Annotated in this window: 19 protein-coding genes; 7 read left to right on the forward strand and 12 right to left on the reverse strand. The window is 60.8% G+C overall.

The features are described from left to right. The first annotated feature begins 95 nt into the window (after positions 1-95). Positions 96-527: an RNA-guided endonuclease InsQ/TnpB family protein gene (locus EKD03_RS13710; RefSeq protein WP_129631847.1), complete on the forward strand. Its 432-nt coding sequence runs from the start codon at positions 96-98 to the stop codon at positions 525-527. Positions 528-955: 428 nt separating this feature from the next. Here EKD03_RS13710 and EKD03_RS13715 read toward each other — a convergent pair whose 3' ends face one another. Further along, a complete protein-coding gene (locus tag EKD03_RS13715) occupies positions 956-1,930 on the reverse strand; it encodes a prephenate dehydrogenase (RefSeq protein WP_129631851.1) in 975 nt (324 codons plus the stop codon). A 16-nt stretch (positions 1,931-1,946) separates the two neighbouring features. Further along, positions 1,947-2,531, reverse strand: a complete 585-nt coding sequence (locus tag EKD03_RS13720; protein WP_129631856.1) for a hypothetical protein — start codon at positions 2,529-2,531, stop codon at positions 1,947-1,949. Here EKD03_RS13720 and EKD03_RS18460 point away from each other — a divergent pair. Further along, on the forward strand, positions 2,519-2,686 hold the full coding sequence (locus EKD03_RS18460; RefSeq protein WP_161569267.1) for a hypothetical protein: 168 nt from the start codon (positions 2,519-2,521) through the stop codon (positions 2,684-2,686). The genes EKD03_RS13720 and EKD03_RS18460 overlap by 13 nt on opposite strands. A 4-nt stretch (positions 2,687-2,690) precedes the next feature. Here EKD03_RS18460 and aroC read toward each other — a convergent pair whose 3' ends face one another. From aroC to EKD03_RS13735, 3 genes are all read right to left on the reverse strand, one after another. Next, positions 2,691-3,770 carry a chorismate synthase gene (gene aroC, locus EKD03_RS13725; RefSeq protein ID WP_129631859.1) on the reverse strand — a complete coding sequence of 360 codons (1,080 nt, stop codon included), beginning with the start codon at positions 3,768-3,770 and terminating at the stop codon, positions 2,691-2,693. 6 nt (positions 3,771-3,776) lie between these two features. Then, complete coding sequence (locus EKD03_RS13730; RefSeq protein WP_129631862.1) at positions 3,777-4,985, reverse strand: glycosyltransferase family 4 protein; 1,209 nt, start codon at positions 4,983-4,985, stop codon at positions 3,777-3,779. 90 nt (positions 4,986-5,075) lie between these two features. Beyond that, positions 5,076-6,539: an STAS domain-containing protein gene (locus EKD03_RS13735; protein WP_129631865.1), complete on the reverse strand. Its 1,464-nt coding sequence runs from the start codon at positions 6,537-6,539 to the stop codon at positions 5,076-5,078. A gap of 534 nt (positions 6,540-7,073) precedes the next feature. On the opposite strand from EKD03_RS13735, the gene aceA reads away from it, so the two are divergent. The 3 genes from aceA to radC all read left to right on the forward strand — a co-directional run bounded on the left by aceA (position 7,074) and on the right by radC (position 10,918). After that, positions 7,074-8,348 carry an isocitrate lyase gene (gene aceA, locus EKD03_RS13740; protein WP_129631868.1) on the forward strand — a complete coding sequence of 425 codons (1,275 nt, stop codon included), beginning with the start codon at positions 7,074-7,076 and terminating at the stop codon, positions 8,346-8,348. A 198-nt stretch (positions 8,349-8,546) separates the two neighbouring features. Further along, positions 8,547-10,139: a malate synthase A gene (aceB, locus tag EKD03_RS13745; protein ID WP_129631871.1), complete on the forward strand. Its 1,593-nt coding sequence runs from the start codon at positions 8,547-8,549 to the stop codon at positions 10,137-10,139. A gap of 68 nt (positions 10,140-10,207) precedes the next feature. Continuing rightward, positions 10,208-10,918 (forward strand): RadC family protein, encoded by a 711-nt coding sequence (gene radC, locus EKD03_RS13750; protein WP_129631874.1) that lies wholly within the window; start codon positions 10,208-10,210, stop codon positions 10,916-10,918. 48 nt (positions 10,919-10,966) lie between these two features. On the opposite strand, the gene EKD03_RS13755 is transcribed toward radC, so the two are convergent. Together EKD03_RS13755 and EKD03_RS13760 are read right to left on the reverse strand one after the other, a co-directional pair. Next, positions 10,967-12,832 (reverse strand): MDR family MFS transporter, encoded by a 1,866-nt coding sequence (locus tag EKD03_RS13755; protein ID WP_129631877.1) that lies wholly within the window; start codon positions 12,830-12,832, stop codon positions 10,967-10,969. Between the two features lie 12 nt (positions 12,833-12,844). Then, positions 12,845-13,294, reverse strand: coding sequence for a MarR family winged helix-turn-helix transcriptional regulator (locus tag EKD03_RS13760; RefSeq protein ID WP_129631880.1), 450 nt, complete (start codon positions 13,292-13,294; stop codon positions 12,845-12,847). Between the two features lie 424 nt (positions 13,295-13,718). Between EKD03_RS13760 and EKD03_RS13765 the strand changes: the two genes are divergently transcribed. After that, positions 13,719-14,567 carry a jacalin-like lectin gene (locus EKD03_RS13765; protein WP_129631883.1) on the forward strand — a complete coding sequence of 283 codons (849 nt, stop codon included), beginning with the start codon at positions 13,719-13,721 and terminating at the stop codon, positions 14,565-14,567. On the opposite strand, the gene EKD03_RS13770 is transcribed toward EKD03_RS13765, so the two are convergent. The 5 genes from EKD03_RS13770 to EKD03_RS13790 form a co-directional block, all read right to left on the reverse strand. Continuing rightward, a complete protein-coding gene (locus EKD03_RS13770; protein ID WP_129631886.1) occupies positions 14,564-15,628 on the reverse strand; it encodes a serine hydrolase domain-containing protein in 1,065 nt (354 codons plus the stop codon). The genes EKD03_RS13765 and EKD03_RS13770 overlap by 4 nt on opposite strands. 242 nt (positions 15,629-15,870) lie before the next feature. Next, a complete protein-coding gene (locus tag EKD03_RS13775; protein ID WP_238613521.1) occupies positions 15,871-18,438 on the reverse strand; it encodes a VWA domain-containing protein in 2,568 nt (855 codons plus the stop codon). A 216-nt stretch (positions 18,439-18,654) separates the two neighbouring features. Next, on the reverse strand, positions 18,655-20,496 hold the full coding sequence (locus tag EKD03_RS13780) for a vWA domain-containing protein (RefSeq protein ID WP_129631889.1): 1,842 nt from the start codon (positions 20,494-20,496) through the stop codon (positions 18,655-18,657). A gap of 3 nt (positions 20,497-20,499) precedes the next feature. Beyond that, positions 20,500-21,432 (reverse strand): DUF58 domain-containing protein, encoded by a 933-nt coding sequence (locus EKD03_RS13785; RefSeq protein WP_129631892.1) that lies wholly within the window; start codon positions 21,430-21,432, stop codon positions 20,500-20,502. Next, positions 21,404-22,645 (reverse strand): hypothetical protein, encoded by a 1,242-nt coding sequence (locus EKD03_RS13790; RefSeq protein WP_129631895.1) that lies wholly within the window; start codon positions 22,643-22,645, stop codon positions 21,404-21,406. The genes EKD03_RS13785 and EKD03_RS13790 overlap by 29 nt, the downstream gene beginning before the upstream one ends. 287 nt (positions 22,646-22,932) lie before the next feature. On the opposite strand from EKD03_RS13790, the gene EKD03_RS13795 reads away from it, so the two are divergent. Next, positions 22,933-24,810, forward strand: coding sequence for a CHAT domain-containing protein (locus tag EKD03_RS13795; RefSeq protein WP_129631898.1), 1,878 nt, complete (start codon positions 22,933-22,935; stop codon positions 24,808-24,810). Positions 24,811-25,094: the final 284 nt, after the last annotated feature.

Consider the following 25,094-nt stretch of genomic DNA (forward strand, 5'->3'; position numbering starts at 1 on the left):
ACATCACTCATAGTAGTTTGAATTAGAACTACTATGAGGAGTATAGCGCATCAGAGGTCGTTCGTCAATGGAGAGATACGAAGTAACCGTTCACGATTGGGGTAAAGAACAATGCGCCCAAGCAGAAGCGCATCCTGGCGAAGATCCACGAGCGGATTGCCAACCGGCGCAGCGACTTCGCCCATAAGGAAAGCCGCAAGCTGGTGAACGCCTATCAAGTGATCGTTTTCGAGGATCTGGCCCCAATGGAGATGGGCCGAAGCCGTGGGATGCGTAAGAGCATCTTGGACGTGGCGTGGACACAGTTCATCAGCATGACCGTTGCCAAAGCGGAAGAAGCTGGGCGACGGGTGATTCTGGTGAACCCCAAGAACACGACCAAGATGTGCTCGACCTGCGGCGAGATGGTCCCCAAGGCGTTAAGCGTGCGCGTCCATGCCTGCCCGCATTGTGGGCTGGTCATGGATCGAGACGAGAACGCGGCGCTCAACATTCTGCAACGGGGACTCCTTTCGCTCCGCCTGTAGCGTTGTGGGATGGGGCGGCATCCCTCAAAAGGTGTCACTTTTTTTAGGGTGCCGTCCCAATGCGGCAAAACGGCTCATGGGTGCGTGCCAGCACGGGTGCTGCATCAGGACGCGCTCGCGGCGACCGCTTCGGCACGGAAGCCTGCAAAAGCCGTAAGGCATGGGTTCAGAAGGGGCACATCTGCTTGACCGTTGCGTCATGGCCCTCACCCCCCTAGCCCCCCTCTCCCGTTCGCTGCGCGAACAGGCGAGGGGGGGATACGCTCCGGGGGATACCCCAGCACGGTGCCCCCCTCTCCTGTGGGCGAAGCCCACGGGAGAGGGGCTGGGGGTGAGGGCCATGCGGCGGCGAACTGCCACGTGGCTACGAACCATGTCTAAAAAAGTGACACCCTTTGAGGGCGGCATCCCCTTGAAGCCCAAGAGCTTTAGCCTTGGGAGCCGTCACGCCGCCGGAAAGTGAGCAAACTGGGGCGCTCAGGTGCCTCATTGGGGCGATTGAAGGCATTTTCGCCGGGGCGCAGGTTGGGGCGACTCTCTAGCCAGATGTCGCGCTGCTCTTTGGCGTGACGCAACATAGCCTCAACCGACGCGGCATCACCGGACTCAATCGTGTCGCGGGCCTCAACCAGAAAGGCGATCATCGTATTGATCCAGTGGCTCATCGCCTGGGCGTTGGTGAGGCAAATATCGCGGTGCATGGTGGGGTCGCCCGATGCTAAACGCGAAACATCGCGGAAGCCACTGGCGGCCAGCGGGGCCATCTCCTTCCACGCCGGGCTACGGCTGGTGATCGCGGTCAAGCCAACCGAGAGCAGGAAGGGGATGTGCGAAATAGCGGCGACGTAGGAGTCATGTTCGATGGGATCGATATAGTAGGGTTTCGCCCCGACAGTACGCACCAGCGCCTCGACCGCCTCGACGGCCTGGGGGCGGGCGTGGGGGCTGACGGTCAGGCAGTAGATCGCGCCATTGAAGAGGTCGGGATCGGCGGCGGCGGCCCCGGCCTGCTCCTTACCCGCCATCGGGTGGCCCCCGACATAGCTCAGGGTTGCCGGGAGCAGTTCGGCAGCCCACTGGCCCACCTCGCTCTTGGTGCTGGCCACATCGGTAATGATCGTCCCGGCGGGAAGCAGCGTGGCCAGTTCGGCGAACACATCGCGCATGGCGCGCACCGGGGTTGCCAGCACCACCATCTGCGCATCGCGCACCGCATCAGCGAGGCTGCGCGCCTCATGATCGATGGCCAAGCGCCCGCGTGCATCCTTCACCGCTCGTGGGTCACGGTCGTAACCGACAACCTCCAGCGCCCCCAGCGGGCTTTGCTGGGGATCAGCATTGCGCAGCGCCATCCCCAACGAGACCCCGATCAGACCCATTCCTATGATACTGATGCGAATCATCGCGGTGTTCTCCTGCTTATTCAGCCTGAACGCGGGCCAAAAAGAGCAATTCGGCCATGGTGAAGGCCAAGGTGAGGAGCAGCACATTGCCCCACGTAAAACTACGCAACGCGGCGAGTGCGGCCAGTGCGGCGAGTAAGAGGCCACATTCGTAGGACTGCCGCCGCACGCGGCGCTGGTCGAAAGCGCGCACGCGATCCGTGAACATGCGCCGACCGAGGGCGTAGAGGATCGGACGAATGATCGCCGCGCTACACAAAAAGATCGCGCCGATCAGGAGCGTATAGACCGGCATGTCGGGTGGTGAGAGCAGCCATTCGGTGGGTGGCGGGACGAAGGCGAGCGCGTAGAGGAGCATGGTGACGCCCACCCCACCTTCGACCGCCAGACCCTTGAGGCGCATACTCCACTCAATCGGGGTGAAGGTGAGAATCGCGGCCCCCAGCACCAACCCGTAGTAGAGCAGGCGCAACTCGGAGAAGAGCGGCAACTCCGGGCTAAGCCCACCCAAGGCCAGCAGACTCAAGGCACCGGCCCAGCAGAGTCCGGCGGCGAGTGCAGCAATCAGCGAGAGCGGGATTTCGGTACGTGGACGTTCCATGGGCAAGTACCTACGGATATGTGCGGCGCGGGGCTTCGACAAGCTCAGCCACCGCGCCGCTGGCGGTAGCTGAGCCTGCCGAAGCTGAGCCTGCCGAAGCCATGCGGCGCTCCCAGGTTTCTCCCGGCATCACTGACCCGCTGGGGCATTGGTGAGTACCTACGGATAGGTCACCCGTGCGCAGCGTTGGCGCAGCAGATGATCGGCCAGCACGAGCGCCAACATCGCCTCGGCCACCGGCACCAGACGGGGCAGAACGGTGGGATCGTGGCGGCCATGGACTTCGATGCTGGTCGGGTTGCCATCACGATCAACGGTCGGTTGGGGTTGAGCAATGCTAGGCGTCGGCTTGGCAGCGAGGCGCACAATAATCTCCTCGCCGGTCGAGATCCCACCCAGGATACCGCCGTGGCGATTGCTGAGCGTACCGATGCTACCATCGTCACGGCGCACAAAGGGGTCGTTATTCTGCGACCCGCGCAGATCGGCGACACCAAAGCCCTCACCGATCTCCACGCCCTTGATGGCGGGGATCGAGAACATCGCCTTACCAATATCGGCCTGGAGCTTATCGAAGACCGGCTCGCCCAGCCCTGGCGGAACGCCCCGGGCGCGGACTTCCACCACGCCACCTAACGAGTCGAGATCGCGGCGTGCCTGATCAACGCGGGCGATCATCGCTTCAGCAACGGCAGGATCGGGGCAGCGCATGATATTGCGTTCAATCTCGGCCTCATCAATCTGGGTAGCACGCAGATCGCCCAACTGGAGCGTATAGCCCACAATCTGCACCCCAACGTGGGCCAGCAGCAGCTTGGCAATCGCGCCGCCCGCCACACGCCCAATCGTCTCGCGGGCGCTCGAACGGCCACCGCCGCGCCAATCGCGCAGGCCATACTTGGCATCCCAGCTATAATCAGCGTGGCCAGGGCGGTAGAGATCTTTGATCGCCGCATAGTGGCTCGACTTAGCATCGCTATTCAGCACCAGCATCGCAATCGGTGCGCCGGTGGTACGGCCCTCAAAGACGCCCGACATGATCTGCACCTGATCGGCCTCTTGGCGCTGCGAACTGACCTTACTCTGACCAACCCGGCGGCGATCCAGTTCGCGTTGAATATCTGAATCAGCAAGCGCCAAGCCTGCGGGGCAACCATCAACAGTACAGCCCACCCCCGGCCCGTGCGATTCACCCCAAGTTGTGAGGCGAAAGATCTGACCAAAACTATTCCCTGACATAGCTTACTATTTACCCCAATTCCCGGCCTGCCACTCAGCAAGCACCCGCACATAGATCTGAATGGTATCTGCCGCGATAATATCCCACGTATAGGCGCGTTGCACCTCAGCGAAGGCAGCCGCAGCGCGCATCTGGGCCTGTTCCGGCTCGTGGAGACAATCGAGCACCGCCGCCGCCAGGGCGAAGGGATCACCAGCCGCCGCGATCATGCCCGTCTCGCCGTGGCGCACCACCTCCGCCAAGCCGCCAGCGTCACTCACCACCAGCGGGCAACCCGCCGCCGAAGCTTCGAGGGCCACAATCCCAAACGGCTCGTAGACCGAAGGAAAGACCGCCACATCGGCTACGCGATAGATTTTATCACGCTCCTCATCACTCATAAAGCCCGCGAAGTGGATCACATCATACAAACCCATCGCTTCGGCCTGAGATTGGAGCGCATCGCGGTAGCCACCGGTACCAGCAATAAGGAGGTGCGCATTGGCCCCGGCCATAATCTGCGGCCATGCCTCAATCAAGATCTGCAAGCCCTTTTCGGCGACAATCCGGCCCACATAAAAGACGAGGTAGGCATCATCGGGAAGGAAGCGGCGGCGAAAGATACGGCGCTCTTCATCATGACAGTTGGCGAAGGGATCGGGGGTGAGGGTGACCCCATTGGGCAACACATCAATCTTGTCGCTCGGAGTATGGAAGGAGTCGGTCACTTCACCCAACATAAACTGTGAGCAGACAATAATCCGCCACGCCTCGTAGGTGAGCAACCACTCCTGATCATTGATCTGTTGGGCAGCGCGGCCATTCAGGCTACCGCGTCCGCGCCCGCGCTCAGTGGCGTGGATCGTCGCGATCAAGGGAATCTGCCAGAGGTGCTTGAGACGCGCCGCTGCTTCAGCGGTGAGCCAATCGTGGGTATGGATGAGATCGAAGCGGCCCAAGGAGCCTTGGAGACTGAGTGCGGCCCGTTCCAACTCACGATTACACAGCGCCACAAAGTGGGGATAGTCGGCACCGGGGGCATACTCCATCGGGATACGGTAGACATTGAGGCCAGGGGCGAGCTGCTCGGCATCAGGCCCACCACGTAGCTGCGGAGTGACAATTGACACCCGCAAGCCAGCCGCAGCAAGGGCCGGAGCCAATTCCGCCACATGGCGGCCCATTCCACCGACAAGGTGGGGCGGAAACTCCCAGGAGAGTTGGAGGACGTGCATAGGCGGATTATAGCATAAGAGGGTGCGAACGCGAACCTACGATTTGCGTGTACCTGTTTATGCTTGGGTAAAACGCAAATGACAATGAGGCTACCGGCGATCCAGCACCTGCTGAAGCGCCTGCTGAAGTGTCGCCATTGCGGGAATCTCGTCGGTAAGTGCCCCCAGCGACACCAACGTCTGCGCAATTTCGGGGCGAACACCAACCAGGATACAGCGTGCCCCAAGCAGGGCAGCAGATCGTGTCGCCTGGGCCAGCGCCACTGCGCCAGCTTGATCCAACAACGGTACTCCGGTGATGTCCAGCAGCACTAGGCGTGCCCGCTCACGCTCAATCGCCTGGAGTAGCAACGCAGTCAACTGCTGAGCCCGTACCGCATCAAAATCACCCACCAGCGGCAACACCAGCACCCCATTGAGGATGGGAATCACCGGCAGAGCCAGCGCCCGCACGGTCGCCACGAGATCGTCGCGCTCGCGCTCGCGGGACTCCAACGCCTGCACAGTCGCCGCCAGACGCATGCGTTCGGCCTCAAGCTGAGCACCGCGCTGTTCTAGTTCGGTCATGTCGCGCCCTAGTAGCAACTGGCCCACCGTATGCCCACGCCGATCACGCACCGACGTGCGGTTGACTACGACCTGGCGACCTGCCAACGTTAGCGCCACATCCTGCTCGGCCATAGCATCTGTATCGCAAAGCAAATGCTGCGCCTGTTCCGCCGACACCCCCACGGCAGCCATGGCATCGGCCAACGAACGACCACTGATCAGCCCTAAGTCTTGCGCCGCAGGGTTAGCATAGAGCAACTCTCCATCGGGCGTGATCACCAGCACCACATCGCGGATAGCCGCCACCGCCAAGTCGAAGGCAGCCTGGGTGGGAACAAGCAACTGGGTACGTAGTACAGCATAGGCAAGCGAACCCAACACCGGGATGGCTGTCGCCAGAGTCTGGAGGGAGGCGAGCGCGGGAACCTGAACGACGAGCAACCCACTCAGGATACTGATGCTAAACCCGACCATCAGTATCACAATTGTTTTGCGCTGCTGCGGCTGGCGTACAAAACCGGCGATCAACACGGCGACATGTATCAACCAACTCGCACTAAACAAGAAGATCACGAAGGGCAAGCGAGGATGGATACCCTGTAGCACCATCCGATTTCCTACCTTAGCGATCCCGGTGAAGATCAGGCCGGTTCGTCCGAACAGGTCAATCACTAAGAACATTGTCACCAGTAGGTAGGGCAACCCGATCCAGATGATCGGTCGGCGACCCTGCCACCACTCAGGAATGAAGATCCGGCTGAGCAGCAGCAGCACGGAGATCGAGACCAAGCCCAGTAGTACCACATTGGTTGAGGCCAACCAATAGGCCAACTCCAGGGTGTCGGCTACCTGGCGGAGGGCAGAGTTAAGTGAGATCGCGACAAACAGGGTAATCACGAGCACCAGCAGACGAGCCGGGGGATAGGTACCCGCACGGATGATCACGTAGGTCGCCAGAGCCGCTGCAACAATCATGAGCAGGTAGCGTGAGAAGAGTTCAAGCATAATGTCTCACTACAAGACAGGAGCTATCGCAATGGTATCAGCATGGTTCAAATGCGCATGACCACTGGTTCCACAGGCCAACATAGCCCCCGGTAGTATTGTGTAATTAGAGAAGCTATCGTGCGTCACAGTATACCATTAACCCTATACCATTAACCCTGTGCATAGGTACAGAGCAGGGCATATGCAAAGTCACCTCCGGTGGGGGTGCGGGGGCGGCTGCGCCGCCAAAACACCACAAAAAATGGGGCTTGGGATGCAGCCCCAAGGACTTTGCACATGCCCTGAGGTACAGAGGGTGTGACGATACTGCACCTTGATGAATGACAAAAATCTGTGAAATCTGTAACCAGCATGTAACTACCATCGGCTATACTCGTCATGTCCTGTGCAATACCTGGGCAGCGGCCCATGTGTCAGCCGATGTCAGCGGAGACTTGCGGCTTATTTGCCTTCTCTGATCTGCGGCGAGCTCGTGCGCCCTGCTATCATTTGGTCTCTTAACACTAGAAGTCTGTGAAAGGAAGAGGATTCATGTCGCGCGAGCAGCAGATCGCTCAGATTGCCGAGAGCTGGAACAGCCCTCGTTTTGCTGGTATTACCCGTGGCTATTCAGCCGAGGAAGTCTATAAATTGCGTGGTTCGGTCGTTCCTGAGTACACGTTGGCCCGTATGGGTGCCGAGCGACTCTGGAATTTGCTCAACACCGAGCCATTCGTAAATACCCTGGGTGCCCTGACCGGCAATCAGGCGGTGCAGCAGGTCAAGGCGGGGCTGAAGGCGATCTATCTGTCGGGCTGGCAGGTGGCGGCAGATGCCAACCTCGCGGGCCAGATGTACCCCGACCAGAGCCTCTACCCGGCCAATAGCGTGCCGATGATCGTCAAGCGCATCAATCAGGCATTCCAGCGCGCCGATCAGATCCAGCACAGTGAGGGCACCGGCGACACCTACTGGTTCGCGCCGATCATCGCCGATGGTGAGGCGGGCTTCGGTGGGCCGCTGAACGTCTTCGAGTTGACCAAGGCCATGATCGAGGCCGGTGCCGCCGGTGTCCACTTCGAGGATCAGTTGGCCTCCGAGAAGAAGTGCGGCCACATGGGTGGCAAGGTGCTCCTACCGACCCAGCAGGCCGTCCGCAACCTGATCGCCGCTCGTCTTGCGGCTGATGTTTCGGGTGTGCCGACACTGATCATCGCCCGCACCGATGCCAACGCCGCGAACCTGATCACCAGCGATGTGGACGAGCGTGATCACCCCTTCCTGACCGGCTCACGCTCGCCGGAGGGTTTCTACTACGTCAACGCAGGCATCGAGCAGGCGATTGCGCGTGGTGTGGCCTATGCCGAGTATGCCGATATGGTCTGGTGCGAGACCGCCGAGCCGAACATCGAGGAGGCGCAACGCTTCGCCGACGCCATCCACGCCAAGTACCCCGGCAAGCTCCTGGCCTACAACTGCTCGCCCTCCTTCAACTGGAAGAAGAAGCTCAGCGACGCCGACATTGCCCGCTTCCAGCGCGCCATTGGCGAGATGGGCTACAAGTTCCAGTTCGTCACCCTGGCTGGGTTCCACTCGCTCAACTACAGCATGTTCACCCTGGCCCACGGCTACAAGGATCGCGGTATGGCCGCCTACTCCGAGTTGCAGGAGGCCGAGTTCGCCGCCGAAGAACTGGGCTACACCGCCACCAAGCACCAGCGCGAGGTCGGTACCGGCTACTTCGATGAGGTGAGCATGGTCATTTCGGGTGGCACCAGCTCCACCACGGCGCTGGCTGGCTCGACCGAGGCCGAGCAGTTCCATTAGGCAAATCGCGGTGGTGCGCACTGCAATGTGCGCACCACCCGTAGGGGCAAAGCATCGCCTACCATGTAGCCTTGGGAACACTGACTGGATTGGCAGGCGATGCTTCGCCCCTACTGGGGCGGCGTAGCCGCCATTTTTTCGGGTATAATAGAAGTGGAATGCTTTTCCACTATATGAAAAAATCAAAAGGACACCCGTATGACCACACTCCCCACCGGCATGAGCATCAGCGGGACGATCAGCCCCGAATTTGCCGCGATCCTCACCCCAGAGGCGCTCGAACTGGTTGCTACGCTGCACCGCCGCTTCAATGCCCGCCGCATCGAGTTGCTGGAGCGCCGTCAGCAGCGCCAAGCCGAGCTAGATGCAGGCAAGTTGCCCGATTTCCTGCCAGAGACGGCGGAGATTCGGGCGGGGGATTGGACGATTGCGCCCTTCCCTGCGCAGCTTAACGACCGCCGCACCGAGATTACTGGCCCAGTGGATCGCAAGATGGTCATCAATGCGCTCAACGCCGGGGCCAAGGTCTTTATGGCCGACTTCGAGGATTCGAGCACGCCGACCTGGGAGAACACGATCCAGGGCCAGATCAATCTGCGCGATGCGTTGCTGCGCACGATCTCCTTTAGCTCGCCTGAGGGCAAGCAATATGCGCTGAAGAGTGACGTGGCGGTGCTCTTTGTGCGCCCGCGTGGCTGGCACCTGAACGAGAAGCATGTCACCGTGGATGGTGAGGTGGTGTCGGGCGGGATCTTCGACTTTGCGCTCTACATGTTCCACAATGCGCGTCAGGCGATCAGCGTGCAGGGTGGCCCCTACTTCTACCTGCCCAAGATGGAGAGCCACCTGGAGGCGCGCCTCTGGAATGCGATCTTCGTGGCGACCCAGGAGGCGCTCGGTTTGCCCCAGGGGACGATCAAGGCCACCGTGCTGATCGAGACCATCCTGGGGTCGTTTGAGATGGATGAGATCCTCTACGAGTTGCGCGAGCATTCGGCGGGTCTCAACTGTGGCCGTTGGGACTACATCTTCTCGTGTATTAAGAAGTTCCGCCACAACCCCGATTTTGTGTTGGCCGACCGCGCCCAGGTGACGATGACGACCCACTTTATGCGCTCCTACTCGCTGTTGGCGATCAAGACCTGCCACCGCCGCAAGGCGCATGCGATGGGCGGGATGGCGGCGCAGATTCCGATCAAGAATGATCCGGCGGCCAACGAGGCCGCACTGGCCAAGGTGCGCGCCGATAAGGAGCGCGAGGCGAGCGATGGCCACGATGGCACCTGGGTGGCCCACCCCGGTCTGGTTGCGGTGGCGTTGGAATCCTTCGACAAGCACATGCCGACCCCCAACCAGATCGAGCGCACCCGCGATGATGTGCAGGTAACCCGCGACGACCTGCTCAACTTCGGGCCGGAGGGGCCGATCACCGAGGCGGGTCTGCGGCTGAACATCAATGTCGGTATTCAGTACCTTGGCTCGTGGTTGGCGGGCAATGGCTGTGTGCCGGTCTTCAACCTGATGGAAGATGCGGCGACGGCGGAGATCTCGCGCGCCCAGATCTGGCAGTGGATTCGCAGCCCCAAGGGCGTGCTCGATGATGGACGCAAGGTGACGGTCGAGATGTTCCGGGCGCTGCTGCCGGAGGAGTTGGCGAAGATCAAGCAACTGCTTGGCGCAGACTATAGCGCGGGCAAGTACGAGGAGGCGGCGCAACTCTTCGATGAGATCACCACGAGTGATGAGTTTGTCGAGTTCCTGACCCTGCCGGGGTATGCGCGGATTGATTAGGCTCTGATGCAACATTTCCTCGTGCTAGTGCGGTATAGAAGTAACCAATCTAGCACGAGGAGAACTGTATGCAGCCAGCGCCCCAGAGCTACCACCTCCGGATTAAAGAATTCCCTCCCGACTCCCAGCCGCGTGAACGGCTACGCGATGCTGGCCCCGCCGCCCTCTCCGATGCTGAACTGCTCGCCATCCTGCTGCGCGTGGGCGTGGCGGGCACCAACGTTCTGCAACTCGCACAGCAAATCCTGGCCGAACATGGCGGATGGGTCGGGCTGCAACGCGCCGATTACAGCGAACTCTGCCGCCGTCACGGGGTCGGCGAGGCCAAAGCGGCGACACTCAAGGCAGCATTGGAGATTGGTCGCCGCATCCTGATCACCGGCACCGATGCGCGCCCGCAGATTCGCTCCCCCACCGATGTCGCCAACCTGCTGATGGTCGAGATGGGCCACTTGGATCAGGAGCACTTGCGTACCGTGCTGCTCGACACCAAGAACCGGGTGCAGCAGATCAGCACGATCTATGTCGGCTCGGTCAATACCGCCGTGATCCGGGTGGGTGAGGTCTTCCGCGATGCGGTGCGCAAGAATAGCACCGCGATCATTATGGTACATAACCACCCGTCGGGCGACCCGACCCCCTCAACCGAAGATATCCTGGTCACCCGCCAGATCGTCGAGGCGGGCAAGTTGCTCGATGTTGAGGTGCTCGATCACCTGATCATCGGGCGCGGACGCTATGTGAGTATGCGCGAGCGCGGGCAGGGGTTTAGTGGATGATAGGCGAGGTTCCCGGAAGGTATGACCTTCCGGGAACCCTAGGGGCATTTAGATTTCAGAAACGGTGGGGTGGGCTGGCTCGCTAGTGCGGCGCAGCGGCAGAGCGGGGATGAAGAATGCGAGGATCAAGGCGACCACCGCCAACACAATCGCATAGCGGTAGATGTTGGCGATACTGTCGGTAAAGGCGTGCTTGATCGCCAGATCAACCTCCTGGCCCAACTGCTGGCCCTCGTGCAGCGCCGTAGCCTCGGCAGTGTCAAGATTCTGGAGCACCTGCGCTAAGGTCTGGGAGCGCATCTCGGCGGGCATCCCCGGTAGCGCCTCTAGCAACGCCCGCAACTCCGGGGTGGTCTGCGGATCGGCTTGGAGTACCTGAATCGCGGTCGGGTCAGCGGAGCCAAGCGCCTGGGTCAGGAGGGTACGCTGGGTGGCAAAGCGTTCTTCAATCGCCGTGGTGATGCGCGCCACCGGATTGAGCGCCTCGCCGGTGCTGCCTTCGCCCCCGGCGGTGCCGTTGCGCAGCAGCGCCGGATCAAACTGCGCCGCCATTGCCGGGGGCAGTTTGGCCTGAATCGGAGCCAAATTGGCGGCCAAGGAGTTGGTCAGGGTGACGGTGAGCACCGCCCCAAAGACTGCTGAACCGAGTACTTGGCCGATCTGCTGGAAGAACTGCCGACTGGCCACCGCCGTGCCGACATATTCACGCGAGACCGCGTTCTGGATCGCGAGGTTAAGCATGGGCAGTGATGGGCCGAGACCAAAACCGAGCGCGATCATCTGCACCCGTATCAGCCAGATTGAGGAATCAATCTGGATAGTGGTGAGCCAAAAGAGCGCAGCCACCATGATCATCAGGCCGACAATGATCGCGCCTTTGTAGCGCCCCAAACGCTGTACGATGGCCGAAGAGACCACCGAGCCAAAGACGAGACTCAAGGTCAGCGGGATAAGCGTGGTGCCCGCTTCGGTAGCGCTCACCCCCAGCACATTGACGAGGTAGAGCGAGAGGAAGAAGATCGCCGCGAAGAGCGTGGCACCGACCGCGACACCGATGATATTCACCAGTGTGTAGGTGCGATTGTGAAAGAGGTGCAGCGGCAGGATGGGAGCCACGGCGCGCTTCTCGGCGACGATGAAGAGCACCAGACCCACGACGCTCAAGGCGAGCAAGCCCAGGATCAGCGGCGAAGTCCAGGCGTGCTGGTTCTTATCAAAGGTGAGCGCGAGCAGCAGCGGAACCACCGCCACCACCAACGTAAAAGCCCCGAAGAAATCAATCGGGCTGCGCACGCCACTATCCAACTTAGGCATCTTGAGCAGAATAAAGACCATCGCCACCAGACCGACCGGCAGATTCACATAGAAGACCCAATGCCAACTGATCAGGTCGGTCAGTAGGCCACCAGCGAAGGGGCCAATCACGCTCGCCAGCCCAAAGGCGGCCCCGAAGAGACCCATATAGCGGGCGCGTTCGGCTGGCACAAAGAGATCGGCGGGGATGGCGAAGGCGGTCGAGGTGAGCGCAGCCGCCCCCAAGCCCTGGATACCACGGAAGATCACCAACTGGAGCATGGACTGCGAGAGGCCACACAAGACCGAGGCAAATAGAAAGACCGCGATCCCAAAGAGCAGAATGATCTTGCGCCCATAAATGTCGGAGAGCTTGCCATAGATCGGCACCATCGTGGTACTGACCAGCAGGTACGAGGTGGAGACCCACGCCAACAACTCGATCCCGTGCAGGTCGGCCACGATGCGCGGCAACGCGGTCGAGACAATCGTCTGATCGAGGGACGAGAGAAAGAGACTGAGCAAAACACCGACCAGAATCAGCATCTTAGTACGCTGATCGAGCAACGTCGTGTAATCAATACGGGTACCAGTCGGTTGATTGATTGTGGTTGTAGCCATAGTTCCTCAGGTTTAAGGATGGGGTTGCAGCGCCGCAATCGCCTCTTCAAGCAGCGTGCTCAGGCGTTGGACGAGATCTGGCGGCAAGCGATGAAGCTGCTGTGAGGCATCATTGATACGGATCTCATAGAAGCGCACCACCACATCGCGCCCCTGATCGGTGATCGAAACCGTCTTGTGGCGGCGATCCTGTTCGGCTTCGCGGCGCTCGACATAGCCGCCCTGCACGAGTTGATCAACCAAGTGGCTGGTGGTAGCCATCGCCAACCCCAGGTGGTCGCCGATCTGTGAGATCGAGGCCGAGTCGGTACGGTGGAGGTAACTGAGCGTCACCAAGCGCGGGAGTGAGAGATCGGCCTCGCGTAGCAAGGCCATCACATCGCCGATCAGTTGGACATTCAGCAGCCCATTGAAGCGCATCACCAAGCAGGCGAGATGTTTGATGTCGGAAGTTGGTTCCATATTCTGAATAGTTCGGACTTTCTAACTATTTGATAGAAAGTACCATATTTCTCGCGTATGTGCAAGATGAGCTACTCCATCATCCAGGGCATGTGCAAAATCACCTCCGGTGGGGGTGCGGGGGCGGCTTCGCCGCCCCCGCAGAACTTTTTTGTGGTGTTTTGGCGGCTACGCCGCCAAAACACCACAAAAATTGAGGTTTGGGGCACAGCCCTAATGACTTTGCACATGCCCTGCTCCATCATCACTGGGTTCCGCGATCACCCCGTAGGGGTGCGCCAACCTCGTTCAAGTGCCCCTGCTCCATGGCGGGCGATGCTTCGCCCCTACTACGATGCACGTGCGTTGAGTATGCGTTATAATGTACAAGGTAAGGTAGCGATGCAAGAATCGGCAGGATACAACAATAGGAGAGAGACTCGCAATGTCAGATATTTTGCAGGGGGAGGCAGGTGGCCTAGGGGGCATCCCATTTACAGGCTACGCCATCCCAGAGGGTGCCCGCCTGACCGAGATTCACATCTTCGCTGATCAATTTGTCAATGCACTCCAATTCGTCTATAGCGACGGCAATGGAGAGCGGATCGAGATGGGGCGCATTGGCGGTGAGGGTGGAACGCACGATACATTCATCCTCGGCCCAGATGAGCACATCACCATGATCAGTGGTCTGGCCGACTGGTACATCGATCAGATTCGCTTCCACACCAATTTGCGCGTCTCGGAGACCTACGGTCGTAATGGCACGGCGATGGACTTTGCCCTAGAGGTACCGCGTAACCATGCGCTGGTCGGGCTGTATGGCCGCGCCGATTGGTTCATTGATAGCCTGGGGATCATTTGCCGGAAGGTGGAGCATGCGGCGGAGCCTGCCCCAGAGCCAGAGCCTGCCCCAGAGCCAGAGCCTGCTCCAGAGCCAGAGCCTGCTCCAGAGCCAGAGCCTGCCCCAGAGCCAGAGCCTGCCCCAGAGCCAGAGCCTGCCCCAGAGCCGGAGCCTGCGGAAACCCGCGAGGCGCGACCCAAGGATTTAGAAAAGATCGAGGGCATTGGCCCCAAGATCGCAGCTCTGCTGGTCAGCAATGGTATCCTCGATCTGAGCGATCTGGCGGTCACACCAGTGAAGCGCATCAAGGCCATCCTGAGCGCGGCAGGTTCGCGTTACGCCATTGCCGATCCGACCACATGGGCGGAGCAGGCTGCGTATGGGGCACGCGGTGATTGGGATGCGATGCTGGCCTTCCAGAAGAAGCTGAAGGGCGGACGGCGAGCCTAGGGCGTAGCCCGTGTCGTAGCCGCCACCATCTGCGCGACAAGTGGGTGGTGGCGGTAGGGCGGCGGGGTGCGGTAGGGGTAGGTGCGGTTGGTGAGCAGCACCAGCGCGGCTTGAACCTGTGGGATGATCACGATCACGGTGCCGGTGAAGCCGGTATGGCCTATCGTCCCCGCTGGGGCTGATCCCATAAAGGCGCTTCGATCCCGCGCCCAGCCTAGCCCACTCGCCAGGGGCTGGCCGGTGGGTGTCCGCATGTGGCTGGTGTAGTCGCGGAAGGCCAGGGCCACCGTAGCTTCACGCAGGATCTGACGCCCGCCCCACGCCCCGCCTTGGAGCCAGAGGCTGGCAAAACGCGCCATATCGGCGGCGGTGCTAAAGAGTCCCGCATGACCCGCCACCCCACCCAGCGCATAGGCGCTCTCGTCATGCACGACGCCATGCACCAGACCTCCGCGCCAGTGCTCGTCCCACTCGGTGGGCGCGATGCGCTCACGCAGGTGTGGCGCGGGGCAGAAGGTGGTGTCACGCATCTCCAGGGGAGCTAGGATTAGTTCGTGGATGGCGGCATCAAGCCCAGCCCCAAAGACCGCCGCTACTACTTCGCCCAAGAGCAGGGTGTTGATATTCGCATACGAGAGGTACGTGCCGGGTGGGTGCAACGGCTCAAGGTGCTGAATGGCGTCCCGAATCCCCGCCGCCCCCGCTTCACGCAGGCTGGAGAGCCGAATTTCTAGCCCGGCGCTATGCGTGAAGAGATGGCGCAACGTAACCCCATGCGCCCGCATGGCGGGCAGAAAGCGCTGCAACGGATCATCAAGCCGCAACAGACCGGCATCCATCAGGATGAGCGCCGCAGTCGCCGTGAAAGGCTTGGTCAATGAGGCGATGTCATACATCATCTCGCACGTCACCGGATGGCTACCAGGATCGCCATACATGGTGTTGCCGTATGCGGCATAGTGGAGTGTCTGCCCGGCACGCTGCGCATGCACAACTGCGCCAGGGAACATGTGGGCGTGGATGGCCTCGTTGACGAGGGTATCTATATGCGTAGCGAACATGCGATAAAAACCTCGTAGGGGCGAAGCATCGCCCACAAGCCGCGTTTGGGTTCTCCTGCTCCATGGCCCATAGCGGGCGAAGCATCGCCCACAAGCCGCGTTTGGGTTCTCCTGCTCCATGGCCCATAGCGGGCGAAGCATCGCCCACAAGCCGCGTTTGGGTTCTCCTGCTCCATGGCGGGCGATGCTTCGCCCCTACAGGATGATCGGGGAACCCAACGATGATCGGGTTTCTTTGCGTCTTAGCGCCTTGGCGTCAAGAAGAAATTTGGCAAAAATCCTCGCCGCAACGCAATCTCCACCACCCAGAGCAGCAGCGCCATACCCACCAGCAGCGGCCACAGGTTGAAGACTCCCGCCCCCACCGGCGTGGTTCGCGCTTCACCCACTACCACCGGGCTGAGTTGCCCCCCACTGACCTCGGTGATCGCTTGGAGGAGGGTTGCTCCGTCGGTGGGTGCGTGGTCTAGTTGGTACTCCTCGGCCACGGGTTGCACATAGCCCACCACATGTTCTTGGCGCTGTCCATCATACAGCACCACGACCGAGACGCAGTACGCGCCGGGGGTGGGTAGAAGTAACTCTTGGGTATAGCGCCCCGGCGCACTCTGGCGCACATCAAAGGTGCGCGTTGTGCCGTCGGGAAGGGTGATCAGCGCGTTCACCGTCGCCAGATTGATCGGGATACCGCCGGGTTGCGCCGCATCCACGATCAGGCGTGCGCCCCCCGGCTGGGGATCGAGGCGTACCTGAAGCAGCCCGCTCTCTGGGTCGGGGAGGGTGTAGCGCACCAACTGAGCCAGAAAACGGCTCGTGCCCCCCCAGGCTTGCCACTGGCCCATCCATGCCGGATCGAGGCCGGGTAGCCAGGCCACGGCACGGCCAAGCCCGTACTGCCAGGTGGCAAGCAGGGGATCACCAGCGGGGGATTCTAAGATCACCTCGGTCTGCGGGCGTCTACTCACCGCCACATAGCCGCCCAGTTCTGGCAGATCGGCGGGGGCAATGTCGCGCATGAGTTGGTGCGCCTGGGCGAGTTCGGCGCGCAACGCCTGCTCGACCGCCGGATCGGAACCGGCGATCTTGCTCTCTAGCAGCGTGAGGCGCGGGATGTCAGCGGGTTGATCGGCGTAGTAGTAGCGCCCGCCACCCCACGCGGCAAGTTGCTTGAGCAGCGCGGTGTCGGAATCGAGACCAATCGCAATCGTCGAGAGGGTGATCTGTTGGCTGCGGGCGGTCTCGACGAGGCGTTGGTAGAGGGCGGTATCGTTGAGGAAGGAGCGTCCATCGGTGAGCAGCACGGCGTGACGCACCTTGGTCGGTTGTTCAGCTAACGCAGGCAGTCCCACTTCTAAGGCGCGCTCGATGCGGGTGCCACCGCCACTCGGCAGGTTAGCGATCTGCTCCTGGATCTGAGCCACACTCAACCCGCCACTAATCAGTTGGAAAGGCACCACCCACAGGGTCTCGGTATCAAAAGCGAGGATACCGATCCGATCCTCTGGTTGCAAGGTCTCGCTGGCCAATTGCGCCGCCTCTTTGGCCATATCAAACTTACTCACCCCAAACGAAGCCAACATACTCGCTGAGCGATCCATAATCAGCAGGAGCGCCACATCACTGCGCTGCGGGCGCGGGGGCGGCTCCATCAGCACCGGCAACACATCGGCCAGCGGGGTATCCTGATAGGAGCCGAGGGTAAACGAGGTATGCCCGCCCAGCACCAGCAGGCCGCGCCCTTCACTGCGCACAAATTCGCGCACCGTGGCCATCTGATCGAGACTGAGCACCGTGGCGGGCAGATCCAGCAGCACCATACCGTCGTAGGCGGCCATATCGGAGATACGCGAGGGCATGCGCTCCGGGGAGATCTGGCTAGTACGCAGGCCCTCCTGCTCCAACAACTGCGCCAACCTCGCCCCCAATTCAGCCTGATTGGCCACAATCAGGATCGTGGGCGGACGCACCACCGTCGCCGTCGCACCAGCCTGGTTATTGGCGGCGAAGGTATCGCTCGCATTCGGATTGGTGATCAGTTCGGCCTGTACCTGAATCACCCCCGGAAGCCCCGCACGCTGGCGAACGGTGAACTGGGTATCGCCGGGAGTCAACATCAAGGCTTGATCGCTCAGGAGTTGGCCATCCACCCAGAGCCGCAGGCGAGCCGCGAGATCGCCGCCCCCCGCGTCGGGTTGGTAGCGCATAGTGACGACCAGCGGGAACTCCTCGTCGGGGCGCAGCAGGCGCGGGAGATCCACCCCAACAATCGCCGCATCCGGCAGAAGCGCCGCCTCAAACGGTAGCACATCAATCGTAATCCCCGCCGCCGCCAGTTGCTGCGCCGCAGACAACGCATCATCACGGGTCTGCACACCATCCGAGAAGAGCCAGATCCGCCCGCCGTTAGGCAAGAGCGCATGCGCCGCCCGTAGGGCACTCGCGAGGTCAGTTGCCGCCGGATCAACCGGAGTAATCGAACCAGCCGCCACCACCTGTGCGCCGAAGAAGAGCATACGCGCCTCGCCCGGCACCGCCTGCAAAGCCCGTTCAGCCTCCTGGCGCAACGTCACCCGCCCATCTGGCCCCAGGCTATCCGACTGATCCACCAACACAATCAGCGGCCCATCGGGAGCGACCTCCACCCCCAGCACCGGGTCAGCCAGCGCCAACACCAGCAGCGCCACGATGCCCAAGCGCAGCGCCAGCACCGACACGCCCACCCGCAGCCCGCGCCAGCGCCAGAATAGCACGACGCTGGGGAGGAGGAGGAGGAGCCAGAGCAATTGTGGAGAACGGAGAAGCATGGTCATACTGGGTAGTATACACGTTCACCGCCGAGGACGGACGATGCTTCGCCCCTACGCGGTTGAATAATGGGCGATGGGGTGTACCGATCATCCCGTAGGGGCGAAGCATCGCCCTCCAACTTCGTTCGGGTTCCCCGGCCACATGGAGGGCGATGCTTCGCCCCTACTAACAATGGGTTCACCGCATCACAATGCGTCCAGCCCGTGTGCCCCCCCCACTCAACGCCGCGCATGCACATAGATCCACTCGCCCAAGACCACCGCCAACCCCAAGCCCACCAGCCACGGCCAGAGCAACTGCGGATCACGGCGGAGACTCGCCGCTACCGCCGGAGCGTTACGCGCTGCCGGGAGGGCTTGCGGAGCTAAATTGGATTCCCGCGCCGCGCCGCTATTGACCGCGAGAATCCCCCGGAAGATTTCGCGCTCGCCCGCCAGTTCGCGTACTTCATAGAGGCCGGGGTGATCCAGGTTCAGAATCGGGTGGATAGCGGATTCAACAGGAATACGGTGTAGGATACCGTGTGGATCGCGGATCTCGATCAGATCGCTGCGCAGATCAGGACGCAGGGTGAGGCGTTGCCCAGCTAAGATCGAAGCCGGAAGATCAGCGGGAGCCAGATCGCGCAGGGTACGTGCAAGGAGTAACGGAAAGGCCAACCGGGTGGTCAGGTTGGTCTGGGCCAGATCCATATTCCAGATCGCCACGTCGCTCTGCGCTACCTGCCCGCGCAGAATGAGCGGCTGTTCGGCATAACTCAGCAACACCTCGGCCCACAGCGGCGGCGTAATCGGTGCCATCGTCTCTACCACCACCCCACCCAGACTCAGCCCGGCAAAGAGATCTGGTCGAGCCTGAACCATGATCGGCCCCGCCTCCACCCGCTGCGCTGGCTCCACATCCAATAAGGGCGAGCCAGTCGGCGGATTCAGCACCAACACCGCCCCCGCTGGCCACTGGTTGGGCAAAAAGCCATCTAGAATAGTGAGATCCGCCTCGGTTACTTCAACAAACGCCCCCGGACTGATCACCTGCACCTCAAGCCCCGGCATCGCCCGCAAGGCGCGTTCGAGCAGCGCCGGATTCGCACTGACCAGACGGGTGCGCAGCGGGCGGCTGACGAGACTCAGGTAGGCCACATCATCGGCGGGCAGGTCGTCGTTGCCGTCCAACTCGGCACGCACGCCGCGCACACCGGGCGGGATCGTCCACACCTGCTCCACCTCCGCCTGGGGCGGGAAATCGAGGCTCCGGGTATCGAGCAGGCGATCATCGGCGAAGAGGCGTACATTGCTGCGCTGACGCGCATGGCTGTAGTTCGCGGCGCGCAGATAGATCTGCACCATCCCGCCCTGGTTCTGGGGGCGCGCCGCCAGGGTCAGAATCGCCCGGTTGGGCAGTTCCGTGCCGATAGGCTCCCAGCGCAGCGCCAAGTGGGTAGGGGCGTTACGCAACTCCGTATCGAGAGCGGGCAGCGCCGCATCGGTCAGCACCACCACCTGACCTGCGGGGCGATGCTGAAGATCGCTGGCCGCCAACGTCAATGCGGTTGCCAGATCGCTGCCCACTCCGGCGGGTTGCAGTGCCTCGGCAGCCGCCAAGAGGCGACTCACACCCGCCGGGCCAGCCCGATCCACCAGCCGCGCCTCTGGCCCGGCGCTGATCAGGGTCAGCGTGGCCTGACCGTTCAGCCCCGCCGCCAACGTGCGCAGCCGCGCCCGCGCCGCATCCAAGCGACTCCCCGATCCCGCCGGAGCCGCCATGCTGGCCGAGGTATCCACGATCACCACCAGATGTTGGGGACGCCCAAAGAGATCGCTCAACCATTGCGGCTGCGCCAAGGCCAGCGCGAGGAAGAACGCCGCCAGCAGATGCAGCACGAGTAGCAGCGTCAACTTGAGATGACGCCGACTGAGCGCATCATGGCGGCGCGGCAGGTGCTGCCAGAGCAGCAGCGCGGGCACCACCACTCGCCGCCGCCGTTCGCGGATCAGGTGCAACACCACAATCAGTGGCAGGCTGAGTAGGGCGAGTAGCCCCAGTGGAACGAGGAGGCTCATGGGTTATGTCAACAATCGCCGAAGGCGCAGATAGGGCACCACCTGTTGTTCGAGCGGCCAATCGCTCAGAATCGGGGCATAGATCGCCCCACGCCGCGTACATGTATCGGCCAACTCCGCCTGCCACGCCCGCAGCCCACGTTGATAGGCGGCGAGGGTCTCGGCATCGAGCACCAGTTCCATGCGTTGCCCACTCTCACTATCCTCCAACTCCAGTGCCCCGTGGAGATCGGGCTGAAGATCGTGGCGATCCAGCAGATGCAGCACCAGCGGTTGCCAACGCGGCGGGCTGAGAGTACGCAGAACCTCCGCCAAGCCGTGTGGATCGAGCAGATCGGAGCAGAGCACCACCAGACCACCATGGGGGTAGGTGCGCCCATGCGCACGCACCAGCGCCACCAGATCAGTCTGCGGCTGCGGTTCAAGTGCCTCGATAAAGCGCAGCATCTCGATGCTGCGCGCCTTGCCCTGTGCAGGGCCAAAGGCGGGCAGCGGGCGATCCCCGAATGGCACAATCAGCAAGCGGTCGCTATGCGCCAACGCCAAATAGCCGAGTGCGGCCACCAACTGCTGCGCAAGGCGCAAGCGCGAGGGAGCGCCAACCACCATACTACGCGAGACATCCAGCAGCAGATGGACATGCACATCCTGTTCGGCCTCACCGAGACGCAGGAGCACATGATCGTGGCGCGCATAGGCATTCCAATCCACATAGCGCAGATCGTCGCCGTGGCTATAGGGCCGATGATCGCTCAGGATGCTCGCAGGCAACTGGTGGCGGCTCAGATGCTCACCACTGGCCGGATTGCCACGCAGCGTGCGCTGAGCTTGCAGGCTCAAACGCTCCATCCGCCGCAGGAACGCCTCATCAAAGAGCGGGCGTTCGGTAGCCGTAGCAGTATTGGTTTTAGGGCGAAAAATAGTCTTGAACCACATCACGCAAATCCGCTGGAATACGCAGAGGATCATCACCCGACTGCACCGGGTCGCTACTCAGTTGCGGATCACCCTGCGAAAGACTACCACCATTGCCGACACTCTCCGCCTCAGATTCGGCATTGGCCTGTGCCGGAGTTGAGCCATCGCCCTCGGTTGCCAATTCGAGCGGCACCCCATCTACCCCCAAGCGCGGCGACTCCTGGGCACGTTGCGCACCGGGGAAGGCACTATCACCCGCGCCACCCGCCTGGGGCATCCCATCCTGTTGGGCTTGATCAGCCTGCGCAAGATCCTCGATCATATCCGCGAGCGCCTCCAGCGCCTGGGCCGCCTGATCATCACGCCCCGACTGCAAGCCATCCGCCTGCTGACGCAGTTGATTGGCCAGATCGGGATTACCCGCCTCGATCCGATTGGCGGCGCGGCGCAACGCATTGCCCAGATCATTGCGGGCGGACTGGCCAATCTGCCCCGCCTGATCGGCCAGTTCGCGCAACTGGCGCGCCGCTGTCTCCAGATCACCGCGATCAAGCGCCTCGGCTGCTGGGCGGGTCAAGCTCTGATCGCGCAGCGCATCAGCGAGCGCCTGCATCACAGCCGGATCGGGCATACTGGGCGCACTCCCCGGCGCAGTGGCGGGCTGCTCCACCAACGGATCGGGCGGGGGCGGCTGAGTCTGCGGATCAGGAGGAAGAGCCAGCGGCGGCAGCGGCTGAGCCGAGCCAAGCGGCAGCGGCGGCGCAACACCGATGAGCAGCAACATACCGCCCAGCAACAGCGCAAGCGTCGTGGTCAGCGCTACCTCAGACCAGGGGAAGGAGCGCTGGTGTTCGACGAAACGCACAATCTGGGCCACATTCTGATCGGCCTGCGCACGCAGATGCGCCGCGACCCCCACCGGGGTCGAATCAAGCTCCAGCGCCGTCGCAAGCTGCTCATGCAGATTGAAGCGCCGGTCGAGACGGCGCGCCACCAGCACCGGCTTCAATGGCGGGCGCAGGAGCAACAGCGCCGCCCCCGCCAGACATGTCAGGACGAGCACCGCCAACCACTCCCAGCGCAGTGGCATGTCGAAGAGCAGCACCGCACCGAGCAGACAACATGCCAACGCCAAACCCAACCAGAGACCACGCAACAGCAGGCGCACCCCACGCCGCGCCCAGCGGTCACTTGCAAGCCGAGCCAGTTGGATATGTAAGGGATCGTGCATGTGGGCATTGTACCCGTCGCAGAGCAGGGGCGTCAATGCAGGTTGGGTTGGAGATTAGGGCATGGGCATCGCCCGCAGTCAATGGAAATAATTGGTTAAAAGTGCAAGGGTGGCAAGTTTATTTGTGTATTAACATGCAAACAATACCGATTTTCAATTTCATTACCATATTTTACCTTGACAGAACAAGTACCGGTACTATAATCACAGACAGGATAAGGTTATTTACTGAATAATTAACAACATTACCTATCGCTCACTACGCTCAAACCACTATGAGGTGAACGATGATATTTCTGTACGACATCGTCAATGAGGATTTTATCCGCTTGAAAGATGACCAGCAAGTATCTCAAGTAAGTGAACTCTTACAACGGATTACTCCTGCGCGTATAATCATCGTCTCTCAACCTATAGCCCCATCAAACAAAGTTAACTATCACGTATATACCCCGAAAGATCTTCTATCGCAATTAGCCAAATCCTCATTAGAGCTATCATTAGCAGAGGCGCTCAACCTCAGTAATCAACCAACAACGCCGACTCTCCCCGCCCACACAGATGCCGAATCTGCGCCTCCACTCTGTATCATCATTGAAGATGATGATCAGATCATTGGGTTTTATGATGAAGCACTACCTCGTTTAAGCACGAATCGCTATGGCAGCAGCATAAGAGATAGTGTTGAGGCCGATTCCTCCTACATGCTCACGGCAGATAGTGCAGAACAAGTCACATTCGCGCAAGTTATCCCCCTTCTTGTATCAATCGCACATCGATTCACGCCCCAGTCTGCGATTCCGATAGAAACGCTGGCCGGAGCCGAGGTCGATATTGTCGTTAGCGCGAAGCAAGGCTTTATGGTAGAGGGGCCGAGTGTGGCTCGCTATGTTGTTACTAACGATGCTGAACCATTACCGTTCCAGTTCAAACTGCGCGCCACCAGCATTGGCCCCGGTAAGATCTGGATTCAGTGCTTTCACCTTGGACAGCCGCTTGGGCGTCTGACGTTGACACCGCTAGTACTCCCCATCGCTCATGGAACTGACGAGCGCCCCGCTGAGCACAAGAAAGCGCTGGTATCACCTGTTAACTCACCGCCGGATCTCACGCTGCTGGTCTTTGAGCGTATCGAGCAGGGGCAAATTCAAATCGAGTTCCGTCTCTCGGCTGCCGACCCCACATTAAACTTGAATCTCAAGCTCTTTCATCCAGCCACGCTGCTACGCCTTGACCCACTGCGCTATTTCCAGCTCTTCTTTCATGATATTGAGGATCTGAGCCGATCCGCTGGCGGCAACCCAGCAGTTATTGCCCAACGCCTTGAACGCAAAGGGGCAATGCTCTTTCAGGAGTTGTTGCCCCCTGATCTCCAGACACTGCTCTGGAGATTACGTGACCAAATCCATTCGATCTATATCCAATCTGATGAGCCATGGATCCCATGGGAACTGTTGCGGCTACAAGGCGGAGATGACGGCATCATTAGCGAGGGGCCGTATCTCTGCGAGGCATTTGCAGTCACTCGCTGGTTTCCAGGCATAGGCCAACGACCAACGCTGCGCTTGGAACGTATGGCCGTTGTCGTCCCACAGGACTCGGGCCTCCCATATGCGCAGGAGGAGCGAAAACACCTCTTGTCATTGGCCCAGGGCATACGGACTGTGGTGCAGGTGCCTGCGAACTACCTTGATATCCTCGATGTGCTCTCCCAGGGAATATACGATGGCGTGCATTTTACCGGGCACGGCGTATTTGCTGAGGCTGATCCGAATCAGTCAGCGATCATGCTTGAGAAGCACGCACGACTGTCTCCTGACGATATCATTGGCAGGGTTAAGAACCTTGGCCGGGCGAGTCCGCTCGTCTTCCTGAACGCCTGCCAGATCGGACGCCAGGCTATGGCGCTGACGGGCATTGGCGGCTGGGCCAAACGCTTTGCTGAGGCGGGCGCTGCCGCATTTGTCGGATCGCTCTGGTCGGTCTCTGACCACGCAGCCTGCGAGTTCTCAAGGGTTTTCTACAATCACCTACTTGCAGGCGAGCCGATTGGCCGGGCGACACAGCAGGCCCGCGCAGCCATTCGCTCACCTGGCGACCCGACCTGGCTGGCGTATACCGTGTTCGCCGATCCGATGGCGGCTGTCATGGAGCAAAACCTCTAACAGAACTTGAGTCAGCATGACGGGATTACAGGAGGTAACCAATGGCTACTTATTGCGCTGAGTGCGAATCGATAAATGATGATTCTGCGACAACTTGCTCTGCGTGTGGTGCAAGTTTAATCGGAGCGAATGCAATAACTGAGGTAGCTAGATCCATAGATGCGGCCACTGAAAGGCCGATAGGTAGTATTTTAATTATATTATTATCTCACCTTACGCAGTACGTATGTACGGATAAAGACGGTCTTTCGTGCCAGATCATGCTCCTTGCGTCGCCCGTAGCG

The sequence above is a fragment of the Candidatus Oscillochloris fontis genome (assembly GCF_004138135.1).
Classification (GTDB): Bacteria; Chloroflexota; Chloroflexia; order Chloroflexales; family Chloroflexaceae; genus Oscillochloris; species Oscillochloris fontis.

Coding starts and splice junctions, on each gene's coding strand:
- EKD03_RS13715 (WP_129631851.1), bottom strand. CDS start 1,930: ATGATTCGCATCAGTATCATAGGAATGGGTCTGATCGGGGTCTCGTTG.
- EKD03_RS13720 (WP_129631856.1), bottom strand. CDS start 2,531: ATGGAACGTCCACGTACCGAAATCCCGCTCTCGCTGATTGCTGCACTC.
- aroC (WP_129631859.1), bottom strand. CDS start 3,770: ATGTCAGGGAATAGTTTTGGTCAGATCTTTCGCCTCACAACTTGGGGT.
- EKD03_RS13730 (WP_129631862.1), bottom strand. CDS start 4,985: ATGCACGTCCTCCAACTCTCCTGGGAGTTTCCGCCCCACCTTGTCGGT.
- EKD03_RS13735 (WP_129631865.1), bottom strand. CDS start 6,539: ATGCTTGAACTCTTCTCACGCTACCTGCTCATGATTGTTGCAGCGGCT.
- aceA (WP_129631868.1), top strand. CDS start 7,074: ATGTCGCGCGAGCAGCAGATCGCTCAGATTGCCGAGAGCTGGAACAGC.
- aceB (WP_129631871.1), top strand. CDS start 8,547: ATGACCACACTCCCCACCGGCATGAGCATCAGCGGGACGATCAGCCCC.
- radC (WP_129631874.1), top strand. CDS start 10,208: ATGCAGCCAGCGCCCCAGAGCTACCACCTCCGGATTAAAGAATTCCCT.
- EKD03_RS13755 (WP_129631877.1), bottom strand. CDS start 12,832: ATGGCTACAACCACAATCAATCAACCGACTGGTACCCGTATTGATTAC.
- EKD03_RS13760 (WP_129631880.1), bottom strand. CDS start 13,294: ATGGAACCAACTTCCGACATCAAACATCTCGCCTGCTTGGTGATGCGC.
- EKD03_RS13765 (WP_129631883.1), top strand. CDS start 13,719: ATGTCAGATATTTTGCAGGGGGAGGCAGGTGGCCTAGGGGGCATCCCA.
- EKD03_RS13770 (WP_129631886.1), bottom strand. CDS start 15,628: ATGTTCGCTACGCATATAGATACCCTCGTCAACGAGGCCATCCACGCC.
- EKD03_RS13775 (WP_238613521.1), bottom strand. CDS start 18,438: ATGACCATGCTTCTCCGTTCTCCACAATTGCTCTGGCTCCTCCTCCTC.
- EKD03_RS13780 (WP_129631889.1), bottom strand. CDS start 20,496: ATGAGCCTCCTCGTTCCACTGGGGCTACTCGCCCTACTCAGCCTGCCA.
- EKD03_RS13785 (WP_129631892.1), bottom strand. CDS start 21,432: ATGTGGTTCAAGACTATTTTTCGCCCTAAAACCAATACTGCTACGGCT.
- EKD03_RS13790 (WP_129631895.1), bottom strand. CDS start 22,645: ATGCACGATCCCTTACATATCCAACTGGCTCGGCTTGCAAGTGACCGC.
- EKD03_RS13795 (WP_129631898.1), top strand. CDS start 22,933: ATGATATTTCTGTACGACATCGTCAATGAGGATTTTATCCGCTTGAAA.